Genomic DNA, 17482 nt, shown 5'->3' with positions numbered 1-17482 from the left:
GCGCGCACGGCGATTGCAATCGGTCCGGTGCATCGGGCAGGCTTTCCGGGCGCGTGGGCCCGGCATCGCCGGCGGCCCCGCGGCGTTGCCGCCGACCACGGAGCGCACGGTGTCCCGAACCGATCATGTCGCGCTGATGGCGCGCTACAACCGCTGGATGAACGAGCGCCTGTACCGCGCCGCGGCGACGCTGCCGACGGCGGAGCTGGCGCGCGACCGCGGCGCGTTCTTCGGCTCGATCCTGGGCACCCTCAACCACCTGCTGGTGGCCGACCTGATCTGGCTGCGGCGCTTCGCCGCCGCGCCCGGCGCGCATCCGCTGCTGGCGCAGCTGGAGGCGATGCCGGTGCCGCGGACGCTGGACGCCGTGCTGTTCGACCGGCTGGACGCGCTGGCCGACGCGCGCGCGCGCGTCGACGCGCTGATCGAGGCCTGGGCCGGCGCCCTGGACGAGGCCGCGCTGGCCGCGCCGCTGCGCTACCGCAACACCGCCGGCAAGGCGTTCGGGCGCGAGGCGTTCGGCCTGCTGATGCACCTGTTCAACCACCAGACCCACCACCGCGGCCAGGTCACCACGCTGCTGTCGCAGGCCGGCGTGGACATGGGCGTGACCGACCTGCTGGCGCTGCTGCCGGTGGCGGACGCGCCGGCGGCGGGCGACGGCACCCACCCGCACTAGTCCCGTGCGCGCTCGACCGGTGCGGCGGGCGCGGCCGCGAGATGCCGGTCGAGCCAGCCCAGCACCCGCTCGAGCACGTCGCGCTGGTGCTCGCGCTCGCGGAACCAGTGCGGTTCGCGCGGATAGCGCACCATCTCCACCGCAGTGCCGTTGAAGCGCAGCGCGCCGTACAGCATCTCGCCCTGCGACAGCGGCACCCGGGCGTCCTCCTCGCCGTGCAGGATCAGCACCGGCACGCCGATGCGGCCGGCGTGGCGGATCGGCGAGTGGCGGTCGTACACGGCGCGCGCGGCCAGCGGGTCGCCGAAATAGCCGGGCAGGTAGTCGGGGGTGTCGGTGGTCAGCGCCATCGCACCGATGTCGGTCACGCCGGCGCCGACGATCGCGGTGCGGAACCGCCCGCTGTGCGCGACCGCCCAGGCCGCCAGGTACCCGCCGTAGCTCCAGCCGCCGATCGCCACCCGCTCCGGGTCGGCGATGCCCTCGCCGACCACCAGGTCGAGCCCGTCGAGCACGTCCTGGAAGTCGCCGCCGCCCCAGTCGGCGCGCGCCAGCCGCGCGAACTCCGGCCCCTGCCCCTCGGAACCGCGCGGGTTGGGCAGCAGCACCGCGTAGCCGTGCGCGGCCAGAAGCTGCGCCCATTCGTGCCAGGAGCCCAGCCAGCCGGACCACCACGCCCACGCGGGGCCGCCGTGGATCTGCACCAGGGTCGGCAGCGGACCGTCCCCGGCGCGCCACCCCGGCGGCAGGACCAGCACGCCGTGGATCTGGCGGCCATCGCGCGAACTGCGCCACGACAGTTCGCGAAGCTGCCCGCGCGCCCAGCCGGCGACCTGCGGGTTGTGGTCGCTCAGCGCTTGGCGGGCGGTGCCGTCGAGCAGCCAGACGTCGCCGGGGCGCGCATCGCCCATGCCGACGAAGGCGATGCGGCCGTCGGGCGCGAGATCGAACTCCGGCGCGGCGGCCTGGGCGTCGGCGAATTCGCGCCACGCGCCGGTCTGGGCATCGATGCGGAGGAAGCGCGCGCGGACCCCGCGCAGGCCCTGGCCCACCAGTCCGCCGCGGCCGTCCCACTGCGCCCGCCACAGCGTGCCGGGCCAGTCCGGGGCCAGCGCGACGCGGGTGTCGCGGTCGAGGTCGTGGACCACCGCCTGCGCGGTCATGCCGTGCGCGCCGAGCACGCCGTAGAGCAGCCGCCGCCCGTCCGGCGACCACTGCGGCGGGGTCGCGGACGCGCGCGGGTGCAGGGTGCGCAGGTGGCGGCCGTCGGCGGCATCGACCAGGACGATGCGCGAGCGATACCAGTAGTCGTTGAGGCCGGGGCGGTCGGAGATGCGCAGCGCCAGGCGCCGGCCGTCGGGCGACCAGGCCAGGTCGTGCACCTGCAGGCCGGGCGCGGTCAGCGCGCGCGGTGCGGCGCCGGGTTCGGCCGGATCCTGCAGCCACAGGCGCGCGCTGCGGCCGGCGCGATGCACCTCGACCGGATCGTCGCGGCGCTCGCGCCGCAGCCGCGCGGCCGGCGGCTCCGGCTCGGTGGCCAGATACGCCAGGCGCCGGCCGTCGGGGGACCAGGCGAAGCCGGTCACGCCGCCCGGGGCCGCGGTCAGCGCGGCCGCGGCATCGCCATCGGCGGCCACGCGCCAGACCTGCACCGTCGGCGGCGGGGCGTCGCCGGCGACCGCTGCGGCTTCGCCGCGCCGGCGATCGGACAGGAACGCCAGCGCATCGCCGCGCGGCGACCAGGCCGGGGCGTGGTCGCTGGCCTCCGCGGGGGCGGGCAGTTCGCGCGGCTGCGCGCCGGCGGCGAGGACGCGTCGCCAGATCCGCTGGCGCGGCGGCCGGCCCTCGGGCTGCGGCGTCGCCACCACCCAGGCCAGGCGGTGGCCGGCGGGGTCGAAACGCGGGCCGGTCACCTGGCGCAGGGCGACCAGGTCGGCGGCGTCGAACGCCGCGGCCGACGCCGACCCGCAGGCGATCAGCAGCGGCAGCGCCCACCGCGCCAGCCGACGCCGCTGCGGGGGCGGTGGTGCGCCCGTCATCCGCGCCGCGCCGCGCTCATCGCGCATCTTCCGGCGATTCGCCGGCCTGCGCCGGATCGCTGCCTCCATCTTCCTCGTCCCCCGCGAACAGCCGCCCACGCAGCCAGTCTGCACTCTCGGCGATCGCGCGGCGCGCCAGCGGCGCGACCGACATCGCCTCCAGGAAGCTGTGCGCGGCGCCGGCATAGGCGCGCAGCGCGGCGGTACCGCCCGCTGCCCACAGGCGGCGCGCCAGCTCGACGCTCTGGCCGTACAGCAGATCGCGTTCGGCGGCGACCAGCAGCGCCGGCGGCAGCCCGTGCAGCGCGGCGCGCAGCGGCGCGGCCAGCGCGGGCACGCGTGCCGGATCGTGCGGACCGAGGTAGTCGTGCCAGTAGCCGTCCATTTCCGCGGCGGTCAGCATCGCGCCCTCGGCGCCCAGCAGCGCGCGGTCGCCTGCCGGCATCACCGGGTCGTAGCCGCCATAGTTGAGCAGCAGCGCGCGCAGGCCGGCGGAGGTGCCGGCATCGCGCTGGCGCAGCGCCGTTGCCAGCGCCATGTTGGCGCCGACCGAGTCGCCGCCGAGGGCGATGCGCAGCGGGTCGATGCCGAACGCGGGCGCGGAGGCGCGCAGCCATGCGAGCGCTTCGCCGATCTGCTCCAGGGCCACCGGGAACCGGTGCTCGGGCGCCAGCGCATAGTCGACGCCGAGCACCGCGATGCCGGCGGCCGCGGCGTACTCGCGCATCAACCGGTCGTGGGTGTCGATGCTGAACATGCACCAGCCGCCGCCGTGCAGGTAGAGCAGGACCGGCAGCGGCCGCGCCGGCGCCGCGGGCAGGTACAGGCGCAGGCGGAGCGCGCCGACCGCGCAGGCCAGTTCGACTTCGCGGGTGACGGCCATCGCCGGGCCGCCGGCGCGCCACGGCGCGCGCACCCGCTCCGCGATCGCCCGCGCTTCGGCCAGATCGCGCGCGCCGGCGCCGCGCAGCCGCGCCGATTCGCGCATCACCGCTTCGGTGAAGCGGCGCACGTCGGGGTCGAGGCGGTCGTCGCCGGTGCTCATGCGGGCGCATCCCCGGCGCCGCCGCGGCTGTCGAACGCGCGCATCCAGCGCACCAGCGCATCCTCGCCGTTGGCGGCCAGGCCCTGCAGGATCTGCCCGAAGTCGTGCTCGGCCTCGTCCTGGCCGAGCTTGAAGGTGGCGCGCACCTCGACGATCTCGCCGCGCAGCGCGGTCACGCCGCTGGCGAGCCGGGCATAGCGCGCGCCCATCTCTTCCAGGTGCCAGGCGTCGGCATGGCCGGCCTCCATCTGCGCCACCAGCGCCTGCAGCTCGGCGGCGATGTCGTCCGGCGCCTCGCTCAGGGACACGCGCAGCGCGAACGCCGCGGCGGCGTAGTTCCAGGTCGGCGCCTGGGTGCGGTCGTCGAGCCAGCGCGGCGAGACGTAGGCCTGCGGGCCGAGCAGCAGCGCGTGCGCCTGCGGATCCCGGCGCAGCCGCGCCAGGTGCGGATTGCGCCGCGCCAGGTGCCCGCGCAGCGCCACGAGTGCGCCGTCGCGGCCGCGCTCGGCGCGCAGCGGCAGCGGCGTGAACGCCGCATCGGCGCCGCCGGGCGAGACCAGCCACGCCAGCGGCTGCGCCGCCAGCAGCTCGATCAGGTCGGCCTGCGAGCGTGCGCCGTAGCGCGGGTCGCGGGCGTGTCCCATCAGTCCGCCCCCTTCGGCGTCGCGGCCGGCGGCCAGCGCCCGTGCCAGGGCGCGGCGGCCTCCAGCTCGCAGGCCAGCGCCAGCAGCGTCTCCTCGCCGCCGCGGTCGGCGGCGAACTGCACGCCCAGCGGCAGGCCTCCGGCGCCGGCGGCCAGCGGCAGCGAGATCGCCGGGGTGCCGGCCAGGTTCTGCAGCGGGGTGTACGCCATCCAGTCGAATACCGCCTCCAGCAGCGCCGCGAAGGGGCGGTCCGGGGCCAGGGTGCCGAGCGGCGGCGGCGGGGTCCGCACCACCGGGGTCAGCAGCACGTCCCAGTCGCGGTGAAAAGCGGCGAACGCCGCCGGCAGCGTGCCCAGCACCGCGAACGCGCGCTCCACCGCGCCGGTGTCGCAGTGCGTGCGGTGCCAGCTTGCCAGCTGCTGCGTCCAGGGTTCGAGCGTACGCGTCGCTTCCGCCGCACCGATGCGCGCGACAGTACGCTCGACGCCGTCGGCGGCCAGCTGCGACCACAGCGTGCGCAGGGCCTCGCCGGCTTCGCCGACGTGCACCGGCAGGCGCGTTTCCTCCACGCTGTGGCCCAGCCCGGCGCACAGCGCTGCGGCGCGCGACACCGCCTGCGCCACCTCCGGATGCGGCGTCACGCCGCCCAGGCCCAGCGTCGACACGCCGATGCGCAGCCGCCGCGCTGCCGGCCCGGAGATCGGCGCCGAGGGCACCGGCCGGCACGTGGCGAACGCCCAGGCCGCGTCGCGCACGCTCCGCGCCAGCAATCCATCCCCGACCAGCAGGTCCTCGAGCAGGTGCGGCGCGCGCGCACGGACCACGCCGCCGCGCCCCGGCTTGAGCCCGACCACGCCGCAGCAGGCGGCGGGCATGCGGATCGAGCCGGCGCCATCGCTGCCGTGGGCCAGCGGCACGAGGCCGGCGGCCACCGCCGCGGCGGCGCCGCCGCTGGAGCCGCCGGGCGAGTGCGCCGGCGACCAGGGGTTGCGGGTCACCGGTCCCGACAGCGGTTCGGTCGAGGGCAGCAGGCCGAACTCGGGCATCGCGCTCTTGCCGATCGCCACCAGCCCCTGCGCGCCGAGCCGGCGCGCGAACTCGGGCGCCGCGGCCGCGGCCGCATCGCCGACGCTGCGCGAGCCGCCGCGGGTGGGCATGCCCGGCATCGCCAGCGAATCCTTGGCCAGCCACGGCACCCCGGCGAACGGCGCGTCCGGCGGCAGCGCCGCGGCGGCGGCGCGGGCGGCGGCGAAGGCGCGGTGGCTGAGCGCGCCCAGCGACGGATCGAGCAGCTGCGCGCGCACGATCGCCGCCTCCACCAGCTCCGCCGCCGCCAGTTCGCCGGCGCGCACGCATGCGGCCTGGGCGTGGGCGTCCAGCCGGCCCAGCGCCAGCGCGCGTTCGTGCGGCACGCCGCCGTGCGGCGCCTGCGGCTCAGCACCCCGAGATGCCGCCATGCTCAGAACCGCCAGTGGGCGGTCACGCCGAAGGTGCGCGGGCGGACGATGCCCTGGCCGAGGCCGTTGGCCTCCGGCACCGTGCGGGTCACCCCGCGCTCGTCGAACAGGTTGCTGCCGAACAGGGTGACGTCGGTGTTGCCGAAGCTCATGCGCAGGCGCAGGTCGACCAGGTGGTAGTCGCCCTGCTCGTTCGGCACCACGCCCGGCACCGCCGAGTTGAGATCGCTGATGCCCTCGGACAGGTACTGGTGGGCGAGCATCAGGGTCGGATACCAGCGCCCGGCGAAGCGCCAGGTCGCGGTGTTGCTCACCGACCAGTCCGCCGAGCCCGGCAGCCGCGCGCCTTCCGGCGCGGTGCCGTACCAGAGGATGAACAGATCCTCCTCCAGCCGCGCCTGCTGCCAGGTCACCGCGCTGTGCAGGTCGAACGTCGCGTTGGGCCGCCATGCCGCCGCCATCTCGATGCCACGGCTGCTGGCCTGGCCGCCGTTGGCGGCGTAGTTGAAGTTGTCCGGCGTCTGCAGCCGCAGCTGGATGTCGCTCCAGTCGACGTAGAACGCGGTGGCGTCGAGCAGCAGCCGGTTGTCCAGCCAGGCGGTGCGCACGCCGAGCTCGTAGTTGGTCAGTTCGTCGCTGCCGGAGCCGTCGGGAATCGGGTATGCGCTCAGGCCCGGGGTGTTGGGCGTGCCGAAGCGGAAGCCCTCGGAGACCAGGCCGTAGACCATCAGGTCCTCGCGCGGGGTCCAGGTGAGCGCCGCCTTGGGATTGAAGCCGCTCTCCTCGGTGCGCGAGGTGGACACGCGCGGCGCCCCCGGATAGGTCCCGAAGCCGGCTTCGGTCGAGGTCTCCTCGACCTCGGTGCGGAACGCGCGCCCGCCGAGGGTGAGCTTCCAGCTGGAAGCGAAGTGCAGCGAGGCCTCGCCGAACACCGCCCGCTCGCGGCCGTCCAGATCGGTGTAGAAGGCATTGAAGATCTCGCCGTCCGGGGCGATCGCCGCGCCGCTGCCGGGGCCGTACAGCGGCGAGCGGTCGAACGCGCCGGCGGCGCCGGCCGCGCCGAGCTGCTCGAACAGCGCCTTCTCGGTGTCGAACAGCATCGCGCCCACCAGCCACTCGAAGCGCTGGCCGGAGGGCGAGGCCAGGCGCAGCTCGATGCTGCGGCCCTCGCTGTCGCCGCCCGAATTGATGTACAGGGGCTCGCTCAGGTCGAGGCCGAGGTCGGCGTTGTAGGCCGCGCGATAGGGCGTGAAGTCGAAGCGCCAGTCCTGCGACTTGTCCTGCCAGGCGGCCAGCGCGGTGAACCCGGCCCAGCCGAAGTCGTGGTCCAGGCGCAGGCTGTGCACGGTGATGTCGGTCTGGGTGTACTCGGGGATCGCGGTGTCGCGGACCAGGTCGCCGAGCGCGGGCATCCGGTACGCGTTGTCGTCCGAATCGATCTGCTGGAACAGGCTGAGCCAGGACAGCGTGGTGGCCTCGCCCGGGCTGAGCACCGCCGACAGCCGGCCGCCGCCGACGCTGGCGTCGTTGCTGCCGTCGACCCCGGTCCCGACGTTGTCGATGTAGCCCGGGTCGTCGCGGTAGTTGACCACCGCGCGCACCGCGAACACGTCCTCGGCCAGCGGCAGGTTCACCATCGCCTTGCCGCTGGCGCCGAGATCGGCGTTGCGGGTCTTGCTGAGCGTGCTCTCCAGCGCGGCGTCGAAGCCGCCGGCATCGGCGGTGTTGGCGATGTAGTTGATCGCGCCGCCCATCGAGGCGGAGCCGAACAGCGTGCCCTGCGGCCCGCGCAGCACCTCCACCCGGTTGAGGTCGAAGGTGTCGATGTCCGGCACGGCGATGGTCCAGCCGGGTTCGGTCAGCGGCACGTCGTTGAGGAAGTACCCGGTGGTGGTCTGGCCCTGCACGTTGCCGGCGCTGGTGGCGATGCCGCGCACCACCACGTGCGAGACCCCCGGCTGGTAGCTGTTGAAGACCACGCCCGGGGTGCGCTGCACGTAGTCGGCCAGGCCCTGGGCGCCGCTCTCGCGCAGCTGCTGGCCGGTCACGGCTGACACCGAGCCGGAGACCTCGCGTACCGATTCCTCGCGCTTGCCGGCAGTGACCACGATCCGATCGAGGGTCACCGGATCGGCGGCATCCGCGGCGGCGGCAGCGGACTGCGCCATCGCCGGCGCTGCGGAGAGCAGGCCCAGGCAGCAGCAGACCGCGAAACTGAGCGGGTGGACGGCGGGTGTCTTCATGGTTCGGTTCCCCTGGTTGCGGCAGGCGGCACTGCGGAGCTGGGAGGACTGCGGCCGGGGCGAGGACCACCGGTGCAGGGACGCCTCGCTGTTTTCATCAGAGATGACCGGCGCCACCCTGTCCACCACCGCCGGCGCGCGCCGCGATGCCGGTAAAGCGTTGCGCTCACGCGCTTTGCGGCCGGGCGCGGGGTGCGGTCCTGCGCCTGCGCGGGCCAAATAACGCAGGATGTCCGGTGCGCGGGTTGCAATTCCACAGGATCTGCGGCGGGGAACCGCGTTGCAGCGGCGCCAGGGCCGCCGCGAAGGCCTAGACTCGGGGGGCCGCCACCCGCTCCGGACCCCGATGCCGCCCCGCAGCCTCGACCGCACCGACCTGAAGATCCTCAACGTGCTGCAGCAGGACGCGCGCATCACCAACCAGGCGCTCGCCGACAAGGTGGCGCTGTCGCCCAGCGCCTGCCTGAGCCGGGTGCGCGCGCTGGAGGCGCGGGGCCTGATCAACGGCTATCGCGCGCACGTGGCGGTGGACCGGATCCGCTCGGCGACGATCGTGCTGGCGCAGGTGTCGTTCAAGGACCACGCGCTGGACGGTTTCAGCGCCTTCGACCAGCGGATCCTGGCGATGCCCGAGGTGGTGGAGGCCTCGCGGGTGAGCGGCGCCTACGACTACATGCTGCGGGTGATCGTCAACGACGTGCACGAGTGGAAGGACATCGCCCGGATCCTGCTCGGCGGCGACTACGGCGTGGAGAAGATCGTCTCGCACTTCCTGATGGACGAGGTCAAGCCGTTCAGCGGCTACCCGCTGGCATCCAAGCCCACTCGCGCCTGAGCGCGCCCCCGACGACCGGCGCGATCAGCGGCGGCGCATCGCCGCGGCGGCGGGCGGCCGCCGCCACCCCGGCGACGCCCGCCAGGCCTCGGCCATGAAGTCGACGAACGCCCGCGTCTTCGCCGGCACCTGGCGCCGTGCCGGCATCACCGCGTGTACGTCGAGGCCGGGCAGGCTCCACTCCGGCAGCACCCGCTCCAGTTCCCCGCCCGCCAGCGCGTCGGCGACGGCGAAGGCCGGAATGCGGGCGATGCCGGCGCCGGCGATGGCGGCGGCCTTCAACGCCAGGCTCGAGTTCGCATCCAGGCGCGCGCCCAGGGCCACGCGCACCGTTTCCCCGGCGCGCTCGAATTCCCAGGTGCGGCCGCTCGCTGCGAGACTGAAGTGCAGGCAGTCGTGCCCGCCCAGCTCGTCCGGGCGCAGCGGCCGGCCGGCGCGCTCGAGATAGGCCGGCGCCGCGCACAGCAGCACCCGGCTGCGCGCGATGCGGCGGGCGACCAGGCTCGAATCCAGCAGCCGGCCGACACGGATCGCCAGGTCGAAACCCGCCTGCACCGGGTCGAGCTGGCGGTCGTCGAACTGCAGGTCCAGGGAGACCGCGGGATGGCGGGCCAGGAACGCGGCGGCATGCGGAGCGACGTGCAGCAGGCCGAAGGTCATCGGCACCGTCACCCGCAGTCGGCCCTGCGGCTCGCGCTGGCTGCCGGCGACCGCGTCCTCGGCCGCGCGCGCCTCGGCGAACGCGCTCTGCGCGTGCTGCAGGTAGAGCTGGCCCGCCTCGGTCAGGCTGAGCCTGCGCGTGGTCCGGTGCAGCAGGCGCGCGCCAAGCCGCCGCTCGAGCGCGGAGACCTGCTTGCTGACCGCGGCCTTCGACAGACCCAGCGCGTCGGCCGCACGCACGAAGCTGCCCAGCTCCGCCACGCGTACGAAGGCGAGCAGGCCGGGCAGGTCGGGGGTGGGCAGTCGCGCCTGCGGGATTGTTGACATGGGGAAACAGTCTAGCCACTCCCGGGCCGGTTATCCGCGTCGGCCGCCTCGCTACCTTGGAACCGCACCCCCGCCCACCGGAGCGCTTCCATGAACGCCATCGCACAACGCTTCGCCCTCACCCTCGCCGCCGGCGGCCTGATCGGCAGCGGCTTCGTCGTCGCCAAACTGCTGCTCGACGCCGGGGCCAATCCGGCGGCGATCGCACTGGTCCAGGTCGGCGGCGCCGGCCTGTTCCTCGGCATCGCGCTCAAGCTCGGCGGCGGCACACTGCCGTTCCGCCGCGACACCTGGCGCTACCTGCTGATCTCGGCGTTGATCGGCATCGCCGCCGGACCGCTGCTCGGGCAGTGGGTGCTGGCGCGCATCCCGGCCGGCATCTTCACCGTGGTGGTGACGCTGTCGCCGCTGTTCACCACGCTCGTCAGCGCCACCCTCGATCGCCGCTTGCCGACAGCGACCACCACGTTCGGGATCGGCCTCGGTCTGGCCGGGGTGCTGCTGGTGCTGGTGCCGCGCGCGCAGGCGGTCGGCCCCGAACAGGGCCTGGCACTCGCGTTGGCGCTCGGCGTGCCGGTGCTGCTCGCGGTCGGCAATGTCTACCGTTCGCGCCGCTGGCCGGACCGCCTGCCCGCGCCCGCAGCGGCGACCGGCACCCTGCTGGTCCAGGGGCTGCTGCTGTTGCCGCTGTTCTTGGCCCGGCCCGCCGCAGGAAGCGCCGAACTGCTGCCGCTGTGGCCGCTGCTGGCCGCGCTGGTGACGATCGCCATCGCCGGCAGCCTCGCCGCCTCGACCCTGCAGCGCGTCGCCGGCGCCGCCGCCTTCAGCCAGATCGGCTACGTGATCGCGCTGACCGGCGTGGCCGCGAGCGCGCTGGTGTTCGGCGACGCGCTCGGCACGCTGTTCTGGCCGGCACTGGCACTGGTGTTCGCCGGCATCGCGATCGGCAACCGTCCTGCCGCGGCGGCGCCCGCGACGGCGGGGCATCCGGTTCCCGCTCGTGGATCATCCCCTCGAGGCGACCGGCTCGGACTGCACTCGCCGAGCTGGCCGCAGCTGCGCTCGTCCAGCACTCGGCAGAGCGCGGCCTTCAGATAGCGCGACTCCGCCGGCCAGGAACGGTTCGCCGCCCTGCACGACGGCGCCGACCTCGTCCGGCTGGACAGCGTGTGGTCGCGGCCGGGGCTGATAGTGCCGCTACGGCATCGAGGCGAACACCGTCACCGGCAGGTCGCGGCTGCCGACGGCCTGGTTGCCGCCGTGGTCCTCGCCGAAGGCGCGGATGATGTAGTCGCCCGGCGGCAGCTCGGCGGGCTGCCAATGCGACACCGCCAGGTCGTCGGCGCGCACGCGATTGCTGGCCACGTACAGGAACCGGGTGCGGGCGGCGCCGTGCACGGTGATGCCGCTGTTGGCGGCGTACGCGACCTTGACCGCATCCGGATGCGCGGGCATGCGCGAGAAGTCCAGGTTCATCGCCGGCGCCGCCCGGCCCGGCAGCATGCTGCCGTCTGCCGCGAGGATCTGGTAGCCGACGCGGTGCAGCCCGAGCCGGCGGCGGGCGAGGTTGCCGTTCACCTGGTCCCAGGCATCGACCACGATCTGCACCCCGCCGCGGTCCTGCGGCACCAGCACGCGCCCGTCCTCGCGCCGGTCGAGCGGCTGGTCGCGCTCGTCGAGCAGGAACACGCCGTCGATCCGCGGCGGCACGCTGTCGACGAAATTGCGCAGGCCCAGCCGGATCGCGTTGTGCTGGTAGCCGTAGGGGCCGACGATCAGGTGCACGTGCGCCTGCGCGTTGACCGTGCCCAGCGCGTCGCCGGCGGCGAAACGGGTGCCGCGCGGCACCCGCACCCGCTGCGGGTGGCCGTCGTCGCCGTCGAGGATCTGGAACTTCTCCGGATCTAGATTGCGCCCCTGCGGCGTGCGCCCGGCCCGCATGTGCACATAGGCCAGTTCGTCGACCGCGAAGCCCTCGGCCTGGCCGCCGAAGCTCCACGCGGCCAGCGGGGAGGCGACCTTGGCGTCGGCGATGGCCAGCACCCGGGCCCCCACGGCGCCGCGGATGTCCAGGCCGTTGTGCAGGTGGCTGCGGCGCTCGCCGCGGAAGTTGCCGCGCACCTCGCCGAGCGTGCCGACGACCTCGTGCCAGCCGTCCTGTGGCGCCAGCGGCCAGCGCTCGCCGGTCTCGGGCAATGCGCGCCCGGGCGCCGGACCCACGGGACCGTCGGCGGCGCCGCCGGCCCGTGGCGCCAGCCGGTGCAGGCGGTGGCCCGCGGCATCGGCCAGCAGCAGGCTGCCGTCCGGCTCCAGCCACAGCGCCGAGGGCCGAGCGAACCAGGGCCCGGCCCCGCCGCCGGCCAGCACCCGGCTGCGGCCGTCGCCGGTCAGCTGCAGCACCCGGCCCGGCGAGAGCTCGGCGACGTAGAGATGCCCGTCATGGGTGACCGCGAGCGCCAGCGGGCGGCCGAAACCGTCGCGCTCGTCTTCCCGCCACTCCCATGGCGCAGGCCGCCAGGTGTCGACGGCGCCATCCGGGTCGATGCGCCGCACCGCACGGTTGCCGGTGTCGGCGATCCACACGGTGCCGTCCCCGGCCACGGCGAGCGCCGCCGGCGTATCGAAGCGCGCGTTCGCGCCCCAGCCGTTGCGGAATCCGGGCCGGTCGCCGCCGGCGATGGTGCGCACCTGTCCGTCGGGCTCGATCAGGCGGATCCGGTCGTTCCAGGTGTCGGCGACGAAGACCCGTCCGGCCGCGTCCACCGCCACCCCCATCGGCGCATGGAAGCGCGCCTGCGCCGCCGCGCCGTCGCGGAACCCGGCCGTGCCGTCGCCGGCCAGCGTGCTCACCTGGCCGTCCGGCGTGATTCGCCGGATCGCGTGGTTGCCGGTGTCGGCCACGTACAGATTGCCCACCGCATCCACCGCGAGCGCGGACGGGGTATGGAAGGCCGCCGCCGCGCCACGGCCGTCGGCGAAACCCTCGCTGCCGCCGGCGAAGGGCAGCACCCGGCCGTCGGGCGCGATCCGGCGGATGCGGTTGGCCTCGCCGCCGTCGGCCACGAACAGGCTGCCGTCCGGCCCGCGCACCAGTCCCCAGGGCTCGTCGAAGCGCGCACGCGCCGGGCCGCCATCGCGCAGGCCGCGCTGGCCGTCGCCGGCGAGCAGCGTGACGCGCGCCTGCCAGCCGAACGAGGTGGGGGTGGGGCCGGGGGCGGGGGCCGGCTCGTCCGGAGGCAGGAGGAAGGTCGCCGCCAGCGCCAGCGCCAGCAGCGCCGCGGCCCCGGCCAGTGCGCGCCGCGCCCAGCGGCGCGGCGCCCGGCGTCGGCTCAATCCAGCACGCGGCAGAACGCCGCCTTCAGGTAGCGCGACTCCTGCACGTCGGCCAGGAACGGGTGGTCGGCGCCCGCGCCGGACACCTTCAGCACCTGCAGGGTGCGCCCGGCGTAGAACGCGGCGCGGCGCAGCATGTCGAGGAACTGTTCCTCGCTGACCAGCCCGGTGCAGGAGAAGGTGGCGAACAGACCGCCCGGCGCCACCACGCCCAGCGCCAGCTTGTTCATGTCGAGGTACTTCTTCAGCGCCGGGATCACCTGGTCGCGGTCGCGGGTCATCTTGGCCGGGTCCAGCACCACCGCGTCGTAGCGCTGGCCGGCGGCGGCGGCGTCGCGCAGCCACGGGAAGATGTCCGCCTGCACCCAGCGCGGGCGCACGTCGTTGAGCTTGGCGTTGCCGCGGGCGATGTCGAGCACGTCCTGGTCGATGTCGACGCCGGTCACCTCGCTGGCGCCGTGCACCGCGGCGTAGATGCCGAAGCCGCCGGTGTTGCAGCACAGGTCCAGCACCCGGCGCCCGGCGGCCTGCTGCCCGAACCACTGGCGGTTGTCGCGCTGGTCGGCGAAGAAGCCGGTCTTGTGGGCGCCGGCGGGATCGGCGCGGAAGCGCACCCCGTGTTCGGCGATGACCGCCGGCGCGACGGTGCCGGTGCCTTCGCTGCTGAACGGCCGGCAGTCGAAGCTCTCCTGCTTCTGCACGTGCTCGTCGGCGAAGCCGTAGAAGCGGCAGCCGGGGAACTGCGCGCGCAGCGCCTCGTTGATCCATTCGCGGTGCCGGTACATGCCGGCGCTGAAGTACTCGACCACCAGCAGGTCGGCGTAGCGGTCGACCACCAGCCCGCTGAGCCCGTCGCCTTCGCTGTGGACCACGCGCCAGGCGTCGGAGACCTCGCCAAGGCGCAGGATCTCGCGGCGCAGCCGCACCGCTTCGGCGATCTTCGCGGCGAACCAGGCGGCGTCGACCGGCACGTCCGGGTCGCGCTCCAGGATCCGCACCGCGATCCGCGAATGGCCGTTGTAGAAGCCGCGGCCGATCCAGACCCCGTCCTGGCCGACGATGTCGACGATGCTGCCCGGCTTCGGCCGGGGCGTGGGCTTGTCCACCAGCTTCTGGAAGAGCCAGGGGTGGTTCGACCGCCAGGCGTTGCGCAGGCGGATGGTGGGCAGGGCGTCGGTCATCGCGCCAGTGTATCGCCCGGTTGACGGCGCGGGGCGCGCGCCGCCAGAATGCGCGCCGAAGGGGAGTAGCTCCCAGCGCGCCGGCCGTCATTTCGAGCAGTCATGCTCCGGTCCCGCGGCAGCCCACACCGGGCTGTGAGCAAGACCTTCGCCGCGTCGGCGAAGGTGCGTTCCCGGATTCCGTGCATGGACTCCGCGCCGCCCGCGCCCGCGGCCGTCCTCCACCTTTCGCCCGGAATCCTCGATGGAAACGATCGGCAACCTCTGGCTGTGGGCCGGCTTCTCCGGCCTGGTCCTGCTCGCGCTCATGGTCGACCTGGTGCTGATGCGCCACGGCGGCGCGCACAAGGTCACGTTCAAGGAAGCGGCGTGGTGGAGCCTGGGCTGGGTGGCCCTGGCGCTGGCGTTCAACGCCGCGCTGTGGTGGTACGTGGGCCAGGACGCCGGGCCGGACGAGGCACGCCGCGTCGGACTGGAGTTCCTCACCGGCTACCTGGTCGAGAAGGCGCTGGCGGTCGACAACATCTTCGTGTTCCTGATGCTGATGACCTACTTCGCGGTGCCCGAGGAGCAGCGCCAGCGGGTGCTGGTGATCGGCATCCTGCTGGCGATCGTGCTGCGCGCGATCCTGATCTTCGCCGGCGCCGCGCTGATCGCGAACTTCCACTGGATGCTGTACGTGTTCGGCGCATTCCTGCTGCTGACCGGCGTGAAGATGTGGTTCGCGGCCGGCAAGGAACCGGACCTGGAGAACAACCCGGTGCTGCGCTGGCTGACCGGGCACGTGCCGTTCGTGCGCCGCTACTACGGCAGCGCTCTGTGGCTGGGCGGCGGCCGCCGGCGCAAGTTCACCCCGCTGTTCATCGTGCTGGTGATGATCGGCATCACCGACGTGATCTTCGCGGTCGATTCGATCCCGGCGATCTTCGCCATCACCACCGACCCGTTCATCGTGCTGACCTCGAACGTGTTCGCGGTGCTGGGCCTGCGCGCGATGTTCTTCCTGCTGGCGGGCATGGCCGAGCGCTTCCACCTGCTGCCCTACGGCCTGGCGGTGGTGCTGGTGTTCATCGGCGCGAAGATGCTGCTGATCGACCTCTACAAGATTCCGGTGCTGTGGTCGCTGGGCGTGGTGGCGGTGATCCTGGCGATCACCGTGGCCCTGAGCCTGGCGCGGCCGGCGCGACCGGCGGCCGGGCACTGAGGCCGGGCACCGGAGCGGGCGCGGCCCTGCCGGCGCCCGCCCACCGGCGCACGCCCTTGCATCCGCGCAAACAGCCGCCACTTCCGAGCGATGTACCTGCCCTCGCCCGACGATCCGCTCGACCCCGAGGCCCAGCGCGCCGCCGACAAGCGACGCTTGGCTTCGGCCGCCAAGGGCAGCGTGGTGTTCGTGCTGGCGCTGGTGATCGTGTTCGGCCTGCAAGGGCTGGGCGACTACCGCGCGTTCGCGGTCGAGCCGCGCGTGCTGGCCGGGCTGCCGGGGCTGTTCACCGCGCCGCTGCTGCACGGCTCGCCCGAGCACCTGGTGGCGAACGCGACCGCGCTGCTGCTGCTGGGCACGCTGGCGCTGGCGGTGTATCCACGCGCCACACTGCGCGCGCTGCCGCTGATGTGGCTGGGCTCGGGCCTGGGCGCGTGGCTGCTGGGCGATGCCGGCTCTTTCCACCTCGGCGCCAGCGGCGTGACCCACGGGCTGATGTTCCTGGTGTTCGTGCTCGGCCTGCTGCGGCGCGACCGCCCGTCGATCGCCGCGGGCATGATCGCGTTCCTGTTCTACGGCGGCATGTTGCTGACGATCCTGCCGCAGGAGCCCGGCGTGTCCTGGCAGTCGCACCTGGGCGGCGCGCTCGGCGGGGTGCTGGCCGCGTGGCTGTTCCGGCGCAGCGATCCGCAGCCGCCGCGGCGGCGCTACAGCTGGGAGATCGAGGAAGAGGAGGCGCTGGCCCGCGAACACGCCGCCGACCTCGACGAGACGTTCGAGCCGCCGTCGCCGCGCGAGGTGCCGGTGCTCTGGCGCCGCGAGCCGGAGCCGCGCGGCACGGTGCTGGAATTCCCCCGGAGCCGCGGCGAGCGCGACGACCCGTAGGCCGTCGCCGCAGGCGCGTGCCATGCACGCGAAAACCGGCGCGTCGGCCACGCCGGGGATCACCGCCAACCGGAACGGAGCCCCGCGCGGCCTTCGCGGCCGTGGGCCGCTCCTACCGTGCACCCGTCGCGTTCGAGCCGCGTCCGAGCCGGACGCGAGTCGGCCCCGATCGCGCGGCTCAGGGGCTGTCGGGCATCGCCGCGAGCTTGCGGCCGATCACCGCGCAGTAGTGCAGCGGATTGCCCTCGATCGAGATGCGGTGGCGGTACCGCTCCAGGTGGTAGAGCTGCAGGAACTCGCCGGCGACCAGGCGCTTGATGAACAGCGCAAGTCCGCTCTCGTCGGACTGACCGAGGAAGGTCTCCTTGATGTTGAACGCGATCCAGCCGCCGTCGGCGATCAGGTTGAAGGCGCGGTGGAACGCCGCCACCGGGATGTCGTCGTAGCCGAGCGCGGCGATGGTGGTGAGGCAGTTGAAATCCCAGCCGCCGAGCTGCTCCATCAGCGCATCGTCGTGGCGGCTGAGGTCGCCGACGTAGTAGGCGTCGTAGATGCCGGGGCGGTCGCGCCACAGCGCATCCTTCGCGGCCACGGAGATGTCGGCGCCGACCAGGCGCGAGACGCCGTAGTGCGCCAGCTCCTCGCCCATCATCCCGTTGCCGGCGCCGAAGTCGAGCACGCGCTGGCGGTTGAGATCGTCGCCGGCGGCGGCCAGCACTTCGCGCATGCGCATGGCGAGGAAGCGCGGCGAATCGCACTTCAGCCGCTCGTAGAAGATCTGCTCGTACAGCCCGGGCAGGCTGTAGATCCGGTCGTAGTCGTGGAAGCGGACGTGCTCGGCGCGGCCGTCCTCGTGGTCGAGGACGAAGTAGACGTCGCTCTCGCGTTCGCGGCTGAAATCGAGCTGCGGCAGGCGGATGCGGTGGCGCGGGATCTTCGTCATGCGGGTT

General features: G+C 74.1%; 14 protein-coding genes. 5 read left to right on the top strand and 9 right to left on the bottom strand.

The window, feature by feature from the left end; translation table 11 throughout:
• The first annotated feature begins 109 nt into the window (after nucleotides 1-109).
• Nucleotides 110-679, top strand: a complete 570-nt coding sequence (locus tag QFW77_RS06630; RefSeq protein ID WP_280573629.1) for a DinB family protein — start codon at nucleotides 110-112, stop codon at nucleotides 677-679.
• On the opposite strand, the gene QFW77_RS06625 is transcribed toward QFW77_RS06630, so the two are convergent.
• The 5 genes from QFW77_RS06625 to QFW77_RS06605 are packed head-to-tail and all read right to left on the bottom strand — an operon-like array spanning nucleotide 676 to nucleotide 8107.
• Nucleotides 676-2745: a S9 family peptidase gene (locus QFW77_RS06625; RefSeq protein ID WP_280573628.1), complete on the bottom strand. Its 2070-nt coding sequence runs from the start codon at nucleotides 2743-2745 to the stop codon at nucleotides 676-678. The two genes, QFW77_RS06630 and QFW77_RS06625, sit on opposite strands and share 4 nt — an antisense overlap.
• Nucleotides 2735-3763, bottom strand: a complete 1029-nt coding sequence (locus QFW77_RS06620) for an alpha/beta hydrolase (protein WP_280573627.1) — start codon at nucleotides 3761-3763, stop codon at nucleotides 2735-2737. Before QFW77_RS06620 ends, QFW77_RS06625 begins: the two co-directional genes overlap by 11 nt.
• Complete coding sequence (locus tag QFW77_RS06615) at nucleotides 3760-4407, bottom strand: FMN-binding negative transcriptional regulator (RefSeq protein ID WP_280573625.1); 648 nt, start codon at nucleotides 4405-4407, stop codon at nucleotides 3760-3762. Before QFW77_RS06615 ends, QFW77_RS06620 begins: the two co-directional genes overlap by 4 nt.
• Nucleotides 4407-5819, bottom strand: a complete 1413-nt coding sequence (locus QFW77_RS06610; RefSeq protein WP_280573623.1) for an amidase family protein — start codon at nucleotides 5817-5819, stop codon at nucleotides 4407-4409. The genes QFW77_RS06615 and QFW77_RS06610 overlap by 1 nt, the downstream gene beginning before the upstream one ends.
• A 47-nt stretch (nucleotides 5820-5866) precedes the next feature.
• Nucleotides 5867-8107 carry a TonB-dependent receptor gene (locus QFW77_RS06605; protein WP_280573622.1) on the bottom strand — a complete coding sequence of 747 codons (2241 nt, stop codon included), beginning with the start codon at nucleotides 8105-8107 and terminating at the stop codon, nucleotides 5867-5869.
• 346 nt (nucleotides 8108-8453) lie between these two features.
• Between QFW77_RS06605 and QFW77_RS06600 the strand changes: the two genes are divergently transcribed.
• Entirely contained in the window at nucleotides 8454-8942 is a 489-nt protein-coding gene (locus tag QFW77_RS06600) for an Lrp/AsnC family transcriptional regulator (protein ID WP_280573618.1), read from the top strand.
• Between the two features lie 24 nt (nucleotides 8943-8966).
• Here the strand turns inward: QFW77_RS06600 and QFW77_RS06595 are convergent, their stop codons facing one another.
• Nucleotides 8967-9929: a LysR family transcriptional regulator gene (locus QFW77_RS06595; protein WP_280573616.1), complete on the bottom strand. Its 963-nt coding sequence runs from the start codon at nucleotides 9927-9929 to the stop codon at nucleotides 8967-8969.
• Between the two features lie 90 nt (nucleotides 9930-10019).
• Here QFW77_RS06595 and QFW77_RS06590 point away from each other — a divergent pair, with 90 nt between their 5' ends.
• On the top strand, nucleotides 10020-11027 hold the full coding sequence (locus QFW77_RS06590) for a DMT family transporter (RefSeq protein ID WP_280573614.1): 1008 nt from the start codon (nucleotides 10020-10022) through the stop codon (nucleotides 11025-11027).
• Nucleotides 11028-11126: 99 nt separating this feature from the next.
• On the opposite strand, the gene QFW77_RS06585 is transcribed toward QFW77_RS06590, so the two are convergent.
• Both QFW77_RS06585 and QFW77_RS06580 read right to left on the bottom strand, forming a co-directional pair.
• Nucleotides 11127-13262 (bottom strand): gluconolaconase, encoded by a 2136-nt coding sequence (locus QFW77_RS06585; protein WP_280573612.1) that lies wholly within the window; start codon nucleotides 13260-13262, stop codon nucleotides 11127-11129.
• Nucleotides 13259-14443 (bottom strand): class I SAM-dependent rRNA methyltransferase, encoded by a 1185-nt coding sequence (locus QFW77_RS06580; protein ID WP_280573610.1) that lies wholly within the window; start codon nucleotides 14441-14443, stop codon nucleotides 13259-13261. Before QFW77_RS06580 ends, QFW77_RS06585 begins: the two co-directional genes overlap by 4 nt.
• Nucleotides 14444-14687: 244 nt before the next feature.
• Here QFW77_RS06580 and QFW77_RS06575 point away from each other — a divergent pair, with 244 nt between their 5' ends.
• Together QFW77_RS06575 and QFW77_RS06570 are read left to right on the top strand one after the other, a co-directional pair.
• A complete protein-coding gene (locus QFW77_RS06575; protein ID WP_280573608.1) occupies nucleotides 14688-15647 on the top strand; it encodes a TerC family protein in 960 nt (319 codons plus the stop codon).
• 90 nt (nucleotides 15648-15737) lie between these two features.
• Nucleotides 15738-16532 carry a rhomboid family intramembrane serine protease gene (locus QFW77_RS06570; RefSeq protein WP_280573606.1) on the top strand — a complete coding sequence of 265 codons (795 nt, stop codon included), beginning with the start codon at nucleotides 15738-15740 and terminating at the stop codon, nucleotides 16530-16532.
• 178 nt (nucleotides 16533-16710) lie between these two features.
• On the opposite strand, the gene QFW77_RS06565 is transcribed toward QFW77_RS06570, so the two are convergent.
• Nucleotides 16711-17475, bottom strand: a complete 765-nt coding sequence (locus QFW77_RS06565) for a methyltransferase domain-containing protein (RefSeq protein ID WP_280573604.1) — start codon at nucleotides 17473-17475, stop codon at nucleotides 16711-16713.
• Nucleotides 17476-17482: the final 7 nt, after the last annotated feature.

The organism is Luteimonas endophytica (genome assembly GCF_029887875.1).
Taxonomy (GTDB): Bacteria; Pseudomonadota; Gammaproteobacteria; order Xanthomonadales; family Xanthomonadaceae; genus Luteimonas; species Luteimonas endophytica.
This window is presented reverse-complemented; position numbering and strand designations above follow the sequence as displayed.

Coding starts and splice junctions, on each gene's coding strand:
- QFW77_RS06625 (WP_280573628.1), bottom strand. CDS start 2,745: ATGCGCGATGAGCGCGGCGCGGCGCGGATGACGGGCGCACCACCGCCC.
- QFW77_RS06620 (WP_280573627.1), bottom strand. CDS start 3,763: ATGAGCACCGGCGACGACCGCCTCGACCCCGACGTGCGCCGCTTCACC.
- QFW77_RS06615 (WP_280573625.1), bottom strand. CDS start 4,407: ATGGGACACGCCCGCGACCCGCGCTACGGCGCACGCTCGCAGGCCGAC.
- QFW77_RS06605 (WP_280573622.1), bottom strand. CDS start 8,107: ATGAAGACACCCGCCGTCCACCCGCTCAGTTTCGCGGTCTGCTGCTGC.
- QFW77_RS06600 (WP_280573618.1), top strand. CDS start 8,454: ATGCCGCCCCGCAGCCTCGACCGCACCGACCTGAAGATCCTCAACGTG.
- QFW77_RS06595 (WP_280573616.1), bottom strand. CDS start 9,929: ATGTCAACAATCCCGCAGGCGCGACTGCCCACCCCCGACCTGCCCGGC.
- QFW77_RS06590 (WP_280573614.1), top strand. CDS start 10,020: ATGAACGCCATCGCACAACGCTTCGCCCTCACCCTCGCCGCCGGCGGC.
- QFW77_RS06580 (WP_280573610.1), bottom strand. CDS start 14,443: ATGACCGACGCCCTGCCCACCATCCGCCTGCGCAACGCCTGGCGGTCG.
- QFW77_RS06575 (WP_280573608.1), top strand. CDS start 14,688: ATGGAAACGATCGGCAACCTCTGGCTGTGGGCCGGCTTCTCCGGCCTG.
- QFW77_RS06570 (WP_280573606.1), top strand. CDS start 15,738: ATGTACCTGCCCTCGCCCGACGATCCGCTCGACCCCGAGGCCCAGCGC.
- QFW77_RS06565 (WP_280573604.1), bottom strand. CDS start 17,475: ATGACGAAGATCCCGCGCCACCGCATCCGCCTGCCGCAGCTCGATTTC.